This is a genomic window from Nocardioides sp. S5-5 (genome assembly GCF_054954065.1).
On sequence record NZ_CP199913.1, the window covers coordinates 1 to 16771 of the forward strand.

General features: G+C 70.9%; 11 protein-coding genes. 9 read left to right on the forward strand and 2 right to left on the reverse strand.

Features of this window, described 5'->3' with window-relative positions; translation table 11 throughout:
• Window positions 1–286 precede the first annotated feature (286 nt).
• From dnaA to gnd, 3 genes are all read left to right on the forward strand, one after another.
• Window positions 287–1786, forward strand: coding sequence for a chromosomal replication initiator protein DnaA (gene dnaA / locus ACUP6Y_RS00005; RefSeq protein ID WP_462556823.1), 1500 nt, complete (start codon window positions 287–289; stop codon window positions 1784–1786).
• A gap of 364 nt (window positions 1787–2150) precedes the next feature.
• Window positions 2151–3296, forward strand: a complete 1146-nt coding sequence (gene dnaN, locus ACUP6Y_RS00010; RefSeq protein ID WP_462553533.1) for a DNA polymerase III subunit beta — start codon at window positions 2151–2153, stop codon at window positions 3294–3296.
• A gap of 34 nt (window positions 3297–3330) precedes the next feature.
• On the forward strand, window positions 3331–4239 hold the full coding sequence (gene gnd, locus ACUP6Y_RS00015; protein ID WP_462553534.1) for a phosphogluconate dehydrogenase (NAD(+)-dependent, decarboxylating): 909 nt from the start codon (window positions 3331–3333) through the stop codon (window positions 4237–4239).
• A gap of 9 nt (window positions 4240–4248) precedes the next feature.
• Here the strand turns inward: gnd and ACUP6Y_RS00020 are convergent, their stop codons facing one another.
• Together ACUP6Y_RS00020 and ACUP6Y_RS00025 are read right to left on the reverse strand one after the other, a co-directional pair.
• Window positions 4249–4659: a DUF2752 domain-containing protein gene (locus ACUP6Y_RS00020; RefSeq protein ID WP_462553535.1), complete on the reverse strand. Its 411-nt coding sequence runs from the start codon at window positions 4657–4659 to the stop codon at window positions 4249–4251.
• Window positions 4659–5171, reverse strand: coding sequence for an NINE protein (locus tag ACUP6Y_RS00025; RefSeq protein ID WP_462553536.1), 513 nt, complete (start codon window positions 5169–5171; stop codon window positions 4659–4661). Before ACUP6Y_RS00025 ends, ACUP6Y_RS00020 begins: the two co-directional genes overlap by 1 nt.
• A 97-nt stretch (window positions 5172–5268) precedes the next feature.
• On the opposite strand from ACUP6Y_RS00025, the gene recF reads away from it, so the two are divergent.
• The 6 genes from recF (at window position 5269) to gyrB (ending at window position 16704) form a co-directional block, all read left to right on the forward strand.
• Complete coding sequence (recF, locus tag ACUP6Y_RS00030) at window positions 5269–6390, forward strand: DNA replication/repair protein RecF (RefSeq protein WP_462553537.1); 1122 nt, start codon at window positions 5269–5271, stop codon at window positions 6388–6390.
• Window positions 6383–6943, forward strand: a complete 561-nt coding sequence (locus ACUP6Y_RS00035) for a DciA family protein (protein WP_462553538.1) — start codon at window positions 6383–6385, stop codon at window positions 6941–6943. Before recF ends, ACUP6Y_RS00035 begins: the two co-directional genes overlap by 8 nt.
• A 214-nt stretch (window positions 6944–7157) precedes the next feature.
• The gene (locus tag ACUP6Y_RS00040; RefSeq protein ID WP_462553539.1) at window positions 7158–7793 is read left to right on the forward strand and encodes a hypothetical protein; all 636 of its coding nucleotides are present in this window, start codon (window positions 7158–7160) and stop codon (window positions 7791–7793) included.
• 143 nt (window positions 7794–7936) lie between these two features.
• Window positions 7937–13498 (forward strand): SdrD B-like domain-containing protein, encoded by a 5562-nt coding sequence (locus tag ACUP6Y_RS00045; protein WP_462553540.1) that lies wholly within the window; start codon window positions 7937–7939, stop codon window positions 13496–13498.
• Between the two features lie 111 nt (window positions 13499–13609).
• Window positions 13610–14356, forward strand: a complete 747-nt coding sequence (locus tag ACUP6Y_RS00050; RefSeq protein ID WP_462553541.1) for a hypothetical protein — start codon at window positions 13610–13612, stop codon at window positions 14354–14356.
• Between the two features lie 233 nt (window positions 14357–14589).
• On the forward strand, window positions 14590–16704 hold the full coding sequence (gene gyrB / locus ACUP6Y_RS00055; protein WP_462553542.1) for a DNA topoisomerase (ATP-hydrolyzing) subunit B: 2115 nt from the start codon (window positions 14590–14592) through the stop codon (window positions 16702–16704).
• Window positions 16705–16771 lie beyond the last annotated feature (67 nt).

Here is a 16771-nt window from a genome sequence, read left to right on the forward strand (position 1 = left end):
CCTTCCATCTCGGGAAAGCGCCGCTGACCTGCGCAAACTGTCGTCAGAGGAGGGTCCGGACCGGCCTCGGTTCGGCATTGTCACCCCGATGATGCAAGAGTTCACAACCTGTGGACAAACCTGTGGAGCCAGCGTCGACAGCGACCCTTCCTGCTCCGCGGCAGACAGACGAGCGAGAGGGAGTGGCGTGACCGGCAGCCCGGATCAGCCCCAGGACGAGACCAGCACCCCCGCACCCGACGTCCCGCCCGTCGATCCGGCCACGGCCCGTCTCGTCCAGGAGTGGGTGACGGTCGTCAGCGAGCTGCAGACCCACCAGCGCGCCTGGCTCCAGGCCAGCCGCCCGGTCACCCTGCACGGCACCACCGCGATCGTCGCGGTTCCCGACGACTTCACCCGCAAGCGGCTCGAGGGCCGGCTGCGCGGCGAGCTCGAGGATGCGCTGACCGAGCGGTTCGGTCACGACGTCCAGCTCGCGGTCACCGTCGACGGCTCGCTGCGCCGTGAGCTCGGCGCGGAGCCGGCCGGCTCCGCGCCGTACGACGACGGCCCGGCGTACGACGCCCCCTCCTACGGCTCCTTCGAGCCGGCGCCCGCCTTCGAGCGGCCCCGCGAGGACGTCGCGCCCGTCGAGCCGCAGGATCGACAAGTCGCCATGTCGACAAATCGATCCATCGATTCATCTACTCAGCCTCCTGACCTCGGCACGATGCCCGGGCTCAGCGCCCCGCCCGCGACGCCGAGCGGCGAGTCCCGGCTCAACCCCAAGTACACCTTCGAGACCTTCGTCATCGGCTCGTCCAACCGCTTCCCCCACGCCGCCGCGGTCGCGGTGAGCGAGGCGCCGGGGCGCAGCTACAACCCGCTGCTGGTCTACGGCGAGTCCGGCCTCGGCAAGACCCATCTGCTGCACGCGATCGGCCACTACGTCCGCACGATCTACGCCGGCTCGAAGGTGCGCTACGTGTCGAGCGAGGAGTTCACCAACGAGTTCATCAACGCGATCCGCGACGACCGGCAGGACCGGTTCAAGCGCAAGTACCGCGACATCGACGTGCTCCTCATCGACGACATCCAGTTCCTGGAGGGCAAGACCCAGACCCAGGAGGAGTTCTTCCACACGTTCAACACGCTCCACAACGCCAACAAGCAGATCGTGCTCACCTCCGACCGCCCGCCCAAGCGGCTCGAGGCGCTCGAGGACCGGCTGCGCAACCGGTTCGAGTGGGGCCTGATCACCGACGTCCAGCCGCCCGACCTCGAGACCCGGATCGCGATCCTGCGCAAGAAGGCCGCGATGGACCGGCTCACCGCACCCTCCGACGTGCTCGAGTTCATCGCGAGCAAGATCCAGACCAACATCCGCGAGCTCGAGGGCGCGCTGATCCGGGTGACGGCCTTCGCCAACCTCAACCGGCAAGACGTCGACATGACGCTGGCCGAGATCGTCCTCAAGGACCTGATCCCCGAGGGCGGCGAGCCGGAGATCACCGCCTCGCTGATCATCGCGCAGACCGCGGCGTACTTCGGGCTCTCCATCGACGAGCTCACCGGCCCCAGCCGCGGCCGGCACCTGGTGATGGCCCGGCAGATCGCGATGTACCTGTGCCGCGAGCTCACCGGACTGTCCCTGCCGAAGATCGGCGCCCAGTTCGGCAACCGCGACCACACGACCGTGATGTACGCCGAGCGCAAGATCAACCAGCTCCTCGGCGAGCGGCGCGCCGTCTTCAACCAGGTCAGCGAGCTGACCAACCGGGTCAAGATGCAGGCCCGCCAGGGCTGAGAGCCCCGGAGGTCGAGACCACGCGCCTGTGGACAAGACCCGCGAAATTGTGAGAACTACACGGGGAGGATTCCGTGGAGGCACCTGCGCGGTCCTCCACACCGGCCGCCCGGTGCACATCGGCCCTGGTGATTCCCGATCTCCTCCACAGCCGTCATCCACCGGCCAGATGGCCGCTCATCTGCGGAAACGTCGGTTCTCCACAGTTTCCACCACCGCTATGACCACTCCCTGACTACATGCGGACCTCGATCGCCGGAACTCCTCCGGACCCCCGAGCTGTGGATCATTCCCTCGCCGTGCAGCGCTCAGGGGCCACGTGGCAGGATGCAACTCCCGACAACCATGTGAGAGGTACGACGACGTGAAGTTCCGTGTCGACCGCGACGTCCTCGCCGACGCCGTCGCCTGGGCTGCGCGCAGCCTGCCCGTCCGGCCCAGCGCGCCTGTGCTCGCGGGACTCCTCATCGAGGCCGGCAACGACGGGCTGGTGCTCTCGACGTTCGACTACGAGACCTCCGCTCGGGCCACCCTCGCGGCCGAGGTGAGCGACGAGGGCAAGGCGCTGGTCAGCGGCCGGCTGCTCGCCGACATCTGTCGCAGCCTCCCCAACAAGCCGGTCGACCTGGTCCTCGACGGCACCCGGGTCTCGTTGACCTGCGGCTCGTCCCGGTTCTCGCTGCAGACGCTGCCGGTCGAGGACTACCCGACGATCCCCGACATGCCGGCCGCGACCGGAACCGTCCCCAGCGAGGTCTTCGCGCACGCCGTCGCCCAGGCGGTCACCGCCGCGGGCCGCGACGACATGCTCCCGGTGCTGACCGGCGTTCGCCTCGAGATCGAGGGCGCGACCATCGCGCTGCTGGCGACCGACCGGTTCCGCCTCTCCCAGCGTGAGCTCACCTGGAACCCCGGCACCCCCGACGCCACGCTCGCCGCGCTGGTCCCGGCGAAGGTGCTCGGCGACACCGCGAAGTCGCTGACCGCCGGGCCCGAGGTGACCATCGCGCTGTCCGCATCCGGCTCGGGTGAGGGCATCATCGGCTTCGAGGGCACCGGCCCGGGCGGCGTACGGCGCACGACCACGCGTCTGCTCGACGGTGAGTTCCCCAAGGTCCGCAGCCTGTTCCCCAACGAGAAGCTGACCGTCGCGAAGATCGACCGGCAGGAGCTGATCGAGTCGGTCAAGCGGGTCTCGCTCGTCGCCGACCGCAACACCGCGGTCCAGCTCAGCTTCCGCGACGGCGCCCTCGTCCTCGACGCCGGCTCCGGCGACGACGCGCAGGCCTCGGAGTCGGTCGCCGCGCAGATCCAGGGCGAGGACCTGGTCACCGGCTTCAACCCGACCTTCCTGCTCGACGGCCTCACCGCCATCGACCAGCCCGTCGTCGAGCTGGCCTTCACCCAGCCCTCGAAGCCGGTCGTGATCAGCGGCACCGGCGACCAGGGCGAGGCCGAGGACGGCGGGTCGTTCCGCTACCTGCTGATGCCGCGCCGCCTGCTCAGCTGATCCAGCCGCACCGCCAATCGGAGGGAGAACCGCCGTGCAGATCGGACTCGTCGGACTCGGAAAGATGGGCGGCAACATGCGCACCCGGTTGCGCGACGCCGGCCACACCGTGGTCGGCTACGACCGCAACCCGGATCTCGCCGACGCGAGCAGTCTGGCCGCCATGGTCGAGGCGCTGCCCTCACCGAAGGTGGTCTGGGTGATGGTGCCGGCCGGAGAGCCGACCCGCTCGACCATCGCGGAGCTCAAGGAGCTGCTCGGCGCGGGCGACCTGGTCGTCGACGGCGGCAACTCCAAGTACACCGACGACGCGCTCAACGCCGCCTCCCTCGCCGAGAAGGGCATCGGCTTCGTCGACTGCGGCGTCTCCGGTGGCGTCTGGGGCCTGGCGAACGGCTACGCCCTGATGTACGGCGGCTCCGCCGAGGACATCGCGAAGGTCCAGCCCGCCTTCGACGCGCTCAAGCCCGAGGAGGGCGGGGCGGTCCACGCGGGGCCGACGCCGGGTGCGGGGCACTTCGCGAAGATGGTCCACAACGGCATCGAGTACGCCATGATGCAGGCCTACGCCGAGGGCTGGGAGCTGCTCGAGAAGGTCGACGTCGTCGAGAACGTGCCGGCGGTCTTCGAGTCCTGGCGACACGGGACGGTCATCCGGTCCTGGCTGCTCGACCTGCTCACCGAGGCGATCGAGGCCGACGAGCACCTCGAGGAGCTGCGCGGGTACGCCGACGACTCGGGCGAGGGACGCTGGACCGTCCAGGCCGCGATCGACAACGCCGTACCGATGCACGTCATCGCCTCCTCGCTGTTCGCCCGGTTCACCTCGCGGCAGGAGGACAGCCCGGCGATGAAGGCGATCGCGGCGATGCGCAACCAGTTCGGCGGGCACGCGGTCCACACCGAGCCGCCTCCGGGCGGCGAGGCCAACCCGACCTCCTGAGCGAACGGCTCACAGCGCCAGGACCAGCCGGACCGCGGCCCAGCCGAGCCAGGCGACGATCACCACGACCGACACCGGGTGCCTGACCAGCCGGTCCAGGGAAGGTGGAGGCGTACGACGCAGCCGTGCCCGGAGCACGACGACCGCCAACCCGAGCACGACCAGCGCCAGCAGCGGCCCGAACGGGTGGGCGTGCAGGGAGTCGTGCCACCAGCCGTGGGTGAGATAGGTCCACGAGCGGGTGAGGCCGCAGCCGGGGCAGGGCAGGCCGGTGAGCCGGCGGAACGGGCAGATCACCGGCCCGTCCTCGACGTGGTCGACCGGGAGCAGGGCGCTGACACCGAGCGCGACGACGCCGGCGGCCGCGACGAGCTCGGAGCCCGCCGGCCGCCGGGTCGCCGGCGCGTCGGTGGTGGACATCAGCGCAGCGGCCGGCCCTGGGCGTCGGGGACCTTGCGGAGCGTGATCAAGATGGCGTCGATGAGCGACCAGATGCCGAGGCCGCCGCAGGTGAGCAGCTTGGCGACGCCGAGGCCGGTGTAGCCGAGGTAGAACCGGTCGATGCCGAGGCCGCCGAGGAGCCAGGTGAAGATCAGCGTCATCACCCACTCCTTGTCGGAGAACAGCCCGGGCAGGTCCTTGGCGAGGATGTACTGCTGGCTGTCGACCGGGCGCACCGCCGTGTCGGCCTTGAGCTGGCCCGAGACCGCCATCTGCGCGAGCTGGCCGAACTCGATCGGGCCCTGCTCCTGGCCTAGGTAGTTGATGAAGAACGGGCCGGCCGACGGGGCGCCGTACCCGGGCTGGCCGCCGGGGCCGCCGGGGGCGCCGTACCCGTAGGCCGGGGGCTGCTGCGGAGGCTGCTGACCGTAGGGATCCGGGGCACCGTAGGGGTCGGGTGCGCCGTAGGGAGGGTTGGGTGGTTGCGTCATGCGGGTCAGCCTAGGGTTTGCGGACGCTGTCGGAACCCCCTCACGGGCCGGGTTCGGGGGAGAATCGTCACGTGAGCGGACGGAGGGAGGTGGCGGAGTGCATGTCGCGCGGCTGAGCCTGCACGACTTCCGGTCCTACGCCGACGTCGACGTCGAGCTGGAGCCGGGGGTCACGGCCTTCGTCGGAAGCAACGGCCAGGGCAAGACCAACCTGGTGGAGGCGGTCGACTATCTCTCCCGGCTCTCCTCGCACCGGGTCGCCACCGACGCCCCGCTGATCCGGGCCGGCACGGACCAGGCGGTCATCCGCGCCGCCGTGGTCCGCGAGGGCCGCACCGCCGTGCTCGAGGTCGAGCTCAACCCCGGCAAGGCCAACCGCGCGCGGATCAACCGCTCGCCGCTGCCGCGGGTGCGCGAGCTGGCCGGGATCGTGCGCACCGTGGTGTTCAGCCCCGAGGATCTCGCGCTCGTGAAGGGCGACCCGGGCGGCCGGCGCCGGTTCCTCGACGACCTGCTGGTGCTGCGCACCCCCCGCTACGCCGGCCTGATCTCCGACCACGAGCGGGTGCTCAAGCAGCGCAACACCCTCCTCAAGACGCTCTACGCCGCCCGCGGCTCCAGTCGCGACGCCGCACTGGCCACCCTCGCCGTCTGGGACGACCACCTGGTCGCGACCGGAACCGAGCTGCTCGGCGCCCGGCTCGCGCTCAGCGCCGACCTGGCGCCGTACGTCGGCAAGGCCTACGAGGCCGTGGCCCGCGGCGCCTCGCGCGACGACGCCCGGATCAGCTATGAGCCGACCGTCCCCGAGCCGACCCCCGAGGCGTTCCGGGCCGAGCTGGAGCGGCGCCAGGCCGACGAGATCGGCCGCGGCGTGACCCTCGTCGGACCGCACCGTGACGACCTGCTGCTCACCCTCGGCCCGGGCGACGACCAGCGGCTGCCGGTGCGCGGCTACGCCAGTCACGGCGAGTCGTGGTCGTTCGCGCTGGCGTTGCGGCTGGCGTCGTACGACCTGCTGCGAGCCGACGGCGACGACCCGATCCTGGTGCTCGACGACGTCTTCGCCGAGCTCGACGCCGAGCGTCGGGTGCAGCTGGCCGGGTTGGTGGCCGGGGCCGAGCAGGTGCTGGTCACCGCGGCGGTGCCGGCCGACGTGCCTCCCGAGCTGGCGGGCGTGACCTTCCACGTCGCGGCGGGGAAGGTGACCCGTGTCTGAGGAGCCCGAGGAGCAGCCCGAGGTGTACCGCCCCGACGGGCTCGACCTGGCGCGCGCGCAGATGCTCGGCACGGCCGGGTCCGGTACGACGCCCGCACGGCGCCTGCCGCGGGTCAACCCCGGGAAGGGCGGCGGGATCTTCCGGCGCCGCGGCAGCCGCAACGAGCCGCAGTTGAGCGGTGCCCACCCCGACGGACGCGACCCCCAGGGCCTCGGCAGCGAGATCGGCCGGCTGATCGACGGCCGCGGCTGGGGTCTCGACCTCCAGGTGCGGGGGGTCTTCGCGCGCTGGGCCGAGATCGTCGGGCCGGAGATCGGCGCCCACAGCACGCCGGAGTCGCTCGTCGACGGCACCCTCGTGGTGCGTACCGACTCCACCGCCTGGGCGACCCAGCTCAAGCTGCTCGCCGCGACCGTGGTGCGGCGGCTCAACGAGGAGCTGGGTGCGGGCACGGTCATCGTCGTGGAGGTGCTCGGGCCGCACGCCCCGAGCTGGAAGCACGGGCGGCGCAAGGCTCCCGGGAGCCGGGGCCCGCGCGACACGTATGGCTGACCCGGGTCGATCGCCGCTCGTCGTTGACCCCCAAAAGGGGGTCATTTCGACCCGGCGCGCCGTTCGGGCGACATCGAGGCCTCCGGCGATCCCTAGGTTCGGACCGACCCTTTCCGCGCACGGACGGACCGATCGACTCGTGGCTGCACACGCTCGGGGAGCGGGCGGGAGCAGTGATACCCGTCCGCGTCGCTATCGATGGCGGATCGCGGTGGTGGAGGACCATCTGCTGCAGCGGCTGCGCACCGAGGAGCTGGTCGACGCCCAGCCCGGGCTCGAGGTCGCCTGGAGCGGCGAGAGCCTGCCGGACCTGCTGGCCTGGCTCGGCGGGGCGCGGAAGCGGGACCGGCCGCACCTGGTGCTCCTCGACCTGCTCGTCGAGCGGGGCCCGAGCGTGCAGCCGGCCGACGTCCAGTACCTGGTCCGCTCCGGGGTCAAGATCCTGGTGCTCTCGGCGCTGTCCTCGCCCGAGCTGCTGCGCCGGGTGCTGCGGGCCGGGGTGGCCGGCGTCGTCGGGAAGCGGGATCAGGAGAGCGACGTGGTGGCCGCGATCTGGACGGTGCTGGGACGCGGGCAGTGGTTCACCGCGGAGCTGGCCCACGTCCTCGGCGACGGGGACGACCGGCCGCGGTTCAGCGACCAGGAGGAGCGCGCGCTGGTGCGCTACGCCTCCGGCTCGAGCATGGCCGCGGTGGCCGAGGAGCTCGGTGTGCAGGTGGGCACGGCGAAGAAGTACCTGAGCCGGGTGAAGGCCAAGTACGCCGCCGCGGGCCGCGAGGTCCGGACCCGGCTCGACCTCAACCGGGAGGCGCAGCGCGACGGCTACCTGGACCGCCCGGGCAGCCGTTGACCCCCAAAGGGGGGTCATTTGGTGACCCTCTTCGAAGTTCCACCTGAGCGGCGCCTGAGAGAGCCCTAGGTTCGCCTCGGTAGCGGCGTCGGCCCGGACCTCGACGCCCACCGACCAACTCGGATGGGGAAGAGGTTGCGATGATGGGTGGCAGGCGGACGAGCGCCTTCCTGGCGTTGACGACGGCCGCCGCGGGCCTGGCACTGGTGGCGACACCGACGCCGGCCGCGCAGGCGGCGACACCGGGCACCGTGAAGGTGCGCGTGGTCCAGGACTACAACGCCAACGGCGACTGGGACGACCCGTTCGTCGAGCCCGCGATGGCCGGCGTGACGGTGCGCGTCACCGACGCCGCCGGCAACGGACAGGACCTCACCACCGACGCCGACGGCCTGGTCGAGATCAGCGGGACGGGCAGCTACCGGATCGAGGCGATCAACCCCGACCCGGCGAAGTTCCAGTCCGCCTTCGGCCGCGAGAAGACCGGGACGGCCGAGACCCCCAGCGCCCGCTACCTCTCCTCGAACGACGAGTTCGTGACCGTCGCGGACAACAAGAGCGTCGACGTCACCATGGGCTTCTGGGACGTCGCGGAGTACTGCCAGTCGAACCCGCTCATCGTCAACGCCTGTCAGCTGGCGATCTTCAACCCGGGCGGCGGCCTGGCTGCCAACGACAACCTGGAGACGCTGTTCAGCGCCCCCTACCGCGGCAACGGCACCAACGTCGGCAAGACCGTCCTCGCCAAGAAGCCCGACACCGGCACCGTCTACGGCATCGGCTACCAGCGCGAGGACCGCCGGATCTTCTCGGCCGCCTACGCCAAGCGCGGCACGGCGTACGGCCCCGGGGGTCCGGGCGCGATCTACGTGACCCCGCGCGACGGCGGCGCCACGACGGTCTGGGGCACCGTGCCCAACGCCGGCACCCGTGCGCACGACTTCAGCACCGCCGCGCCCTGGCGCCAGGACTGGGACTTCGCGCCCGCCGTCGGCAAGGAGGCGCTCGGCGACCTCGACGTCTCCGAGGACGGCGACGACCTCCAGGTCATCAACCTCAACGAGAAGAAGCTCTACGTCTACGACGCCCGGGCCACGACCATGGGCGACCCGATCACGACCGTCGACCTGTCGGCCAACCCGGGCTGCGCGGCCGCCTCCGACTGGCGCCCCGGCGCCCTCGCGGAGCGCCACGGCACGTTGTACGTCGGCGGCGTCTGCTCGGCCGAGTCGACCCAGGACTTCGACGACCTGCGCGCGATCATCGTGACCTTCGACGCCGACACCTACGCGCCGACCGGCACGATCATGGACCAGAACCTCAACGCCCGTCGTACGGCGCAGGCGGTGCTGGCCTCGTACTGCGACCCGCGCGACAACGAGGGCGGCATCCAGAGCACGTCCTTCCGGCCCTGGAACGACCAGGGCATCACCTGCACGGTCAAGAACGGCACCCGGATCTCCGACCCGCAGGCCTGGATGGACGACATCGTCATCGAGAGCAACGGCGACCTGATCATGGCCTTCCGGGACCGCACCGGCGACCAGCAGATGGGCGCCAGCTCGCGCTACTTCCAAAACACCGACGGCACCGGCAACCTGGTCGGCACCGTCGACTACGTCGTGGCCGGCGACATCAACAAGGCCTGCCCGGTCGGCGGCGTCTACACCCTCGACATCAACGGCGCCTGCGGTGTGCCCGCCCCGACCCCGGGCGGCCTGTCCGGCGAGTTCTTCTCCGGTGACGGTGGCGTCCACCCCGAGGAGGCCTTCGGCGGCCTGGCCCTGGCCAACGGCGAGCGCGGCGTCGCGTCCAGCGCCATGGACCCCAGCGGCGGCATCTTCTCGCAGGGCTACTTCCGGATGGACCGGGCCACGGGCAAGGCGCTCACGGCCACCGGCAACACCGCCTCGACGGACCCCGACGAGGTCACCCGCGAGTACGACCAGATCTCGATGTTCGGCTTCCACGGCAGCAACGACGGCGGCAACCACATCACCGGCGCCGACCAGTTCAGCAAGGGCCAGGGCATGGCCGACATGGAGGTGCTCTGCGACCTCGCGCCGATCCAGATCGGCAACCGGGTCTGGAGCGACACCGACGGCGACGGCGTCCAGGACGCGGGTGAGGACGGCATCGCCGGCGTCACCGTGAACCTGTACGCCGCCGACGGCACCACGCTCGTCGCCACCACCGTCACCAACAGCCGGGGCGAGTACTACTTCGACTCGGTCAACGACGGCGTCGACTTCAACACCGACTACGTCATCCGGCTCGACAAGCCGGGCGACTACACCGGTTCCGGCAAGCTCAAGGGCCTCGGCCTCAGCGACGCCGACCAGGGCACCGGCGACAACCAGGACCGCCTCGACTCCGACGGCGTGACCGTCGCCGACTACCCGCAGGCCGCGATCACCACCGGCAACCGCGGCGACGTGGACCACACGATCGACTTCGGCTTCTCGCCGGCAGCGGTCTCGGTCGGCAACTACGTCTGGATCGACGCCGACGGCAACGGCCTGCAGGACGCGGGGGAGTCCGGCCTGGAGGGCGTCGTGCTCAAGCTGACCGGTCCGACCGGCCAGCCGGTCAACGACGTCAACGGCGAGCCGGTCGGTCCGGTGACCACCGACGCCAGCGGCCACTACCTGTTCCCGAACCTGCCGGTGCTCCCGGCCGGGCAGCACTACACGGTCACGATCGACCAGGTCGCGACGCCCGCCGAGGTGCTGGCGCCGTACCTGCCGACCACGGCCGGCGACGGCAGCAACCCGCTGGACTCCTCGACCTGGACCGCGGAGTCCACCGACCTGACCACCGCCGGTGCGAAGGACCTGACGCTCGACTTCGGGTTCATGCCGCGGCCGGTCTCGGTGGGCGACTTCGTGTGGGTCGACACCAACGGCGACGGCATCCAGGACCCGGGCGAGCCCGGCATCCCGGGCGTCGAGGTGAAGCTCTACGACACCGACGGGACGACCCTGATCGGCACGACCGTCACGGACGCGAACGGCTTCTACGTCTTCGCGGACCTGCCCACGATCGACGCCGGCGAGCACTACAAGGTCACGATCGACAACAGCCAGGACGCGCTCAAGCCCTACGTGCCGACGACGGCAGGAGCGAACGGCGGCGAGGGGGCCGACGACTCCTCGACGGGCGAGGCCCTGTCGAAGTCGCTGACCCAGCCGGCCGACCGCGACATGACCCTGGACTTCGGGTTCGTGCCGGCCAAGGTCTCGGTGGGCGACTACGTGTGGGTCGACACCGACCGCGACGGCATCCAGGGCGACCCCGCCGACGAGCCCGGCATCGAGGGCGTCGTGCTCACGATCGTCGGACCCGACGGCAACCCGGTGACCGACATCCACGGCGACGTCGTGGGTCCGGCGACCACCGACGCCGACGGTGCCTACTCGTTCGACGACCTCCCGGTCCTGCCGGCCGGTCAGCACTACACCGTCAAGATCGACCGGGACGCGACGTCGACGCGCAACGCGCTGGCGCCGTACGCGCCGACGACCGAGGGTCCCGACGGTGGATCCGGCGCGACCGACTCGTCCACCTGGAGCGCCGAGTCGACCGACCTGACCGCCGACGGTGCGCGCGACGCCACCTTGGACTTCGGCTTCGTGGTGGCCCGGGTCTCGGTGGGCGACTACGTGTGGGTCGACAGCGACAAGGACGGTCTGCAGGACGCCGGTGAGCCCGGCATCCCGGGGGTCGTGCTGGTGCTGACCGGTCCGGACGGCCACCCGGTCACCGACATCCACGGCAACGTGGTCGCTCCGGTGACCACCGGTCCCGACGGCAGCTACTCGTTCGACGACCTGCCGCCGCTGGTGGCCGGCCTGCACTACACGGTCAGCATCGACCGGGACGCGGCCTCGACCCAGACCGCGCTGGCGTCGTACACACCGACGACGGCCGGCGACGGCAGCGACCCGCTGGACTCCTCGACCTGGACGGCCGAGTCCGGCAACCTGACCGACGACGGCGACCGCGACCCGACGCTCGACTTCGGATTCGTGCCGTCCACCGTCACCGTGGGCGACCTCGTGTGGGTCGACAGCGACAAGGACGGTCTGCAGGACGCCGGTGAGCCCGGCATCCCGGGGGTCGTGCTGGTGCTGACCGGTCCGAACGGTCAGCCGGTCACCGACGTCAACGGCGACCCGGTGGGTCCGGTGACCACCGGTCCCGACGGCAGCTACTCGTTCACCGACCTGCCCACGCTGCCCGCGGGGGAGCACTACACCGTGTCGATCGACCGGGACGCGGCCTCGACCCAGACCGCGCTGGCGCCGTACACGCCGACGCAGGCGGGGGCCGGCACCGACGAGGGCAAGGACTCCTCGACCTGGACCGCCACCACCGGCGACCTGACCGAGGACGGCGACGAGGACCTGACGCTCGACTTCGGGTTCGTGCCGGCCAAGGTCTCGGTCGGCGACTACGTGTGGCGCGACACCGACAAGGACGGCGTCCAGGACGCGGGCGAGCCCGGCATCTCGGGCATCGTGCTGATCCTGGTCGGGCCCGACGGCAACCCGGTCACCGACGTCAACGGCGACCCGGTGGGTCCGGTCACCACGGACGGTGCCGGCCACTACGAGTTCACCGACCTGCCGGTCCTGCCGGCCGGTGAGCACTACACGGTGCAGATCGACCAGAGCGCCCCGTCCACCCAGACGGCACTGACCGGCCTGCAGCCGACGATGGCCGGCAAGGGCGGCAACAGCGGGCTGGACTCCTCCACCTGGAACGCCGAGTCCGGCGACCTCGTCCACGACGGCGACGCCGACCTGAGCCTCGACTTCGGCTTCGTGCCGATCGCGGGTCCGGCGATCACCACCCAGGCGACCCCGCTCGTCGAGGTGCCGGTGCGGGCCTCGGGCGCGATCGATCCGGTGCAGCTCACCGACACGGTCACGATCGCGGGGCTGGGTGCCGACGGCCAGGCCACGGCGTACCTCTACGGTCCGGTCGCCTCCGCCTCCTCCGCGATGTGCACCCCGGCCCACCTGGTCGGCCAGGTGAGCTTCGCGGTCGGCAACGGCACCACGACCTCGCCGGCGATCACCGTGACCAAGGCGGGCGTCTACACCTGGGTGGTCAAGGCCACCGACGTCACCGGCGTCGACGTCAGCCACGGCTGCGGCCTGGCGAACGAGACGACCACCGTGCAGCGCAAGGAGTACGGACCGGTCCGGATCGAGACCGGCGTCGGCCTCGACGACCTCCCGGCCCGGCTCGCGAAGGCCAAGACCCGCCTGACCATCAAGAAGGTCGGGATCAAGGCCTCCGTGGTGACCGTCGGGGTGAAGAAGGGCCAGATGGTGATCCCCGAGGGCTACGGCGCCGTGGGCTGGCTCAACCGGTCGGCCGCGATCGACGACGTCATCGGCACCACGATCGTCGCCGGGCACGTCTCCGACCACCACGACAAGGCGATGGCCTTCTGGAAGCTGCGCAATGCCAAGGTCGGCAAGATCGTGAAGATCAAGCAGGACGGCAAGGTCTACCGCTTCAAGATCACCAAGCGCGCGACGTACAGCCGGGCCAAGGGGATCCCCGCGTCGGTGTTCAGCACCGGCGGGGCGCACCGCCTGGTCCTGGTGACCTGCACCGACAAGCTGACGCGCCGCGACGGTCACTTCCACTACCGCAAGAACCTGGTGGTGACCGCTGTTCCGGTCGGATGACCTGAGCGGACCCGATGACCGGAGAACGTGACCGGGGACCCGTGGGGGGGGGGGGGGGGGGGGGGGGCCCCCCCCACCACGGCATCGGGCGCTCCACCTACCCTCGGGTCCGTGCCCGTGTCGACCCGTCGCTCGCTGCTCGTCGCCGCCGTGCTCACCCCGGTCCTCACGACCGTGGGATGCGGCGCCGACGCGAAGGACAAGAGGACGGAGCGGCCGCGCGCGCTGACCGGCGAGGAGGCACAGCTCCTGGCGGTGACCCGGTTCCGCCTCTACCAGGACCAGACGGTCCCGGTGCGGATGGACTTCCCCGGCGAGGAGAAGGCGACCATCGAGGCGACCCTGGACGTCCGGGCCGGCCGGGCGTGGGGGCGCACGCGGTGGGAGGGCAGCGAGCGGCTGATCGGCTGGAGCACGGCCATCGTGACCACCGCGCCGCCCGCGGCCGAGGGACAGCCCGCTCCGGACCAGGCCGCGTGGACCACCCGGGCGGTGACGACCGGCGTCGCCCAGGACATCTTCTTGCTGCTCGCCTTGAACCTCGGCTCCGACCGCCCGGAGAACCCCGCGCTGATCCAGCAGGGTTCGGCGCGCTTCCTGCGCCGCGACGAGGTCGACGGCACCGCGGTCTCGGTGTTCAGCGGGCCGCGGCCGGCCAGCGAGGGTGCCGACGCCACCGGGTCGCGGACCCGGTACTGGATCGACGACGAGGGGGGCCTGCTGCGCTTCGAGGCCTATCTCGGCGCCGCGGACGACAGCTTCGCCCGGCTCACCCGGGTCGCCTCCGTCCCGGCGGTTCCCGAGCTCGCCGAGCGGGTCGCCGAGGTGATCGCCGTCGCCGGGGCGCCCCGCGGCTGACGGACCCGCCCGTGGGGCCTCGAAACGGCGCTGTCGTCGTACTGCCCCCAGTCGGTGGCCTGCCAGGCGCTCCGATCGGCCTTTCTGGGCCGCCTGCGGCCGTATTTCACCCACAGTTGTCCCCAGACCGGGCCGCGACACGTGTCCCGAGGCTCTCAGAAGGCTAGAATGGGTTATCGGCCGGGAACGCGTCTCGGGACGCCTGACTCGGCCTTCGCCATGCCTTCAAGTGAATGAGGTCCCGCGTGTCCACTGACGACCAGTCCCCCGAGGTCGAGCCCCAGGTCCCCGCCGCGACGGGCGAGTACGACGCCTCGGCGATCCAGGTCCTCGAAGGCCTCGAGGCGGTCCGCAAGCGGCCCGGCATGTACATCGGCTCCACCGGCGAGCGCGGCCTGCACCACCTGATCTGGGAGATCGTCGACAACGCGGTCGACGAGGCGCTGGCCGGCTACTGCGACACGATCAAGATCACCCTCAACGCCGACGGCTCGATCAGCGTCGCCGACAACGGCCGCGGCATCCCCACCGACACCGCGCCCGGACAGGAGCTGCCGGCCGCCACCCTCGCCCTCACCGTGCTCCACGCGGGCGGCAAGTTCGGCGGCGGCGGCTACAAGGTCTCCGGTGGCCTCCACGGCGTCGGCTCGTCGGTCGTCAACGCGCTCTCCACCAGCCTGCGCCTGGAGATCAAGAACCGCGGCTACCTGTGGGAGCAGGACTTCTCGCTCGGCGTCCCCGACTTCGACCTGCGCCAGGTCCGGCCGCTGGCGGAGGACGAGAGCACCGGCACCACGGTCACCTGGTCGGCCTCGTCCGAGATCTTCGAGACGACCGACTACAACCTCGAGACGATCTCGGCCCGGTTCCGCGAGATGGCCTTCCTCAACAAGGGCCTGCGCATCGAGCTGCGCGACGCCCGCCCCAAGGCCGAGGAGATCGCCGACGCGGTCGAGGACGGAACGGTCGACGAGGCCGCCGGCGTGGCCGTGGCGGCGTCCGCGGTGCATGCGGTCGACGTCGACGGGCACAAGGCGCTGGAGCAGGTCTTCCAGTACGAGCGCGGCCTGGCCGACTACGTCGACTTCCTCAACCGCAGCAAGCAGACGATCAGCTCGATCATCGCCTTCGAGGACGAGACGCCGGTCGACGCCGGCAACCCGATGAGCCTCGAGCTCGCGATGCAGTGGCAGGCGTCGTCGTACAACGAGTCGGTCCACACCTTCGCCAACACGATCAACACCCCCGAGGGCGGCACCCACGAGGAGGGCTTCCGCGCGGCGCTCACCTCCCTGGTCAACCGGTGGGGCGAGGAGTGGGGCCTGATCAAGAAGAAGGAGGACCGGCTCACCGGCGACGACATCCGCGAGGGTCTCACCGCGATCATCAGCCTGAAGATCTCCGAGCCGCAGTTCGAGGGCCAGACCAAGGCCAAGCTCGGCAACACCGAGGCCAAGGGCTTCGTCCAGTCGACCGTCAACGACCAGCTCGGCGCCTGGCTGGAGCAGAACCCCAACGAGGGCAAGGAGATCATCCGCAAGGCGCAGGCCGCGGCGACCGCACGGATCGCGGCCCGCAAGGCCCGCGACCTGGCCCGCAACCGCAAGGGCCTGCTCGGCGGCGGCGGTCTCCCCGGCAAGCTGCGCGACTGCAGCTCGCGCAACCCGGAGGAGTGCGAGGTCTTCATCGTCGAGGGTGACTCGGCCGGCGGCTCGGCGGTGATGGGTCGCGAGAACCGGATCCAGGCGATCCTCCCGATCCGCGGCAAGATCCTCAACGTCGAGAAGGCCCGCATCGACAAGGTCCTGGCCAACCAGGAGGTCCAGGCGATCATCTCGGCCCTCGGCACCGGCGTGCACGAGGAGTTCGACATCGACAAGCTGCGCTACCACAAGATCGTGCTGATGGCCGACGCCGACGTCGACGGCCACCACATCAACACGCTGCTGCTGACCCTGCTGTTCCGGTTCATGCGCCCGCTCATCGAGGCCGGGCACGTCTACCTCGCGCAGCCGCCGCTGTACCGGATCAAGTGGAACAAGCCGCACGAGCACGAGTTCGTCTACTCCGACGCCGAGCGCGACGCGCTGATGCGCGACGGTCTCGAGCAGGGCAAGAAGCTGCCCAAGGACGCACCGATCCAGCGCTACAAAGGTCTGGGCGAGATGAACGCCGACGAGCTGTGGGACACCACGCTCGACCCCGACCAGCGGGTGCTGCTGCAGGTCACCCTCGAGGACGCGGCCCAGGCCGACGAGATCTTCTCGATCCTGATGGGCGAGGACGTCGAGCAGCGCCGCTCCTTCATCCAGCGCAACGCCAAGGACGTCAGGTTCCTCGACATCTGAGTCGGTGCTCGAGGAGGTCGCGCGGCGACCGTCTCGAGACCTCTGGCGATGTATCCGGATCTCTACC

Excerpts from the sequence above, each read along its gene's own strand:
- ACUP6Y_RS00020 (WP_462553535.1), bottom strand. The coding sequence starts at position 4,659 with ATGTCCACCACCGACGCGCCGGCGACCCGGCGGCCGGCGGGCTCCGAG.
- ACUP6Y_RS00025 (WP_462553536.1), bottom strand. The coding sequence starts at position 5,171 with ATGACGCAACCACCCAACCCTCCCTACGGCGCACCCGACCCCTACGGT.
- ACUP6Y_RS00045 (WP_462553540.1), top strand. The coding sequence starts at position 7,937 with ATGGGTGGCAGGCGGACGAGCGCCTTCCTGGCGTTGACGACGGCCGCC.
- gyrB (WP_462553542.1), top strand. The coding sequence starts at position 14,590 with ATGAGGTCCCGCGTGTCCACTGACGACCAGTCCCCCGAGGTCGAGCCC.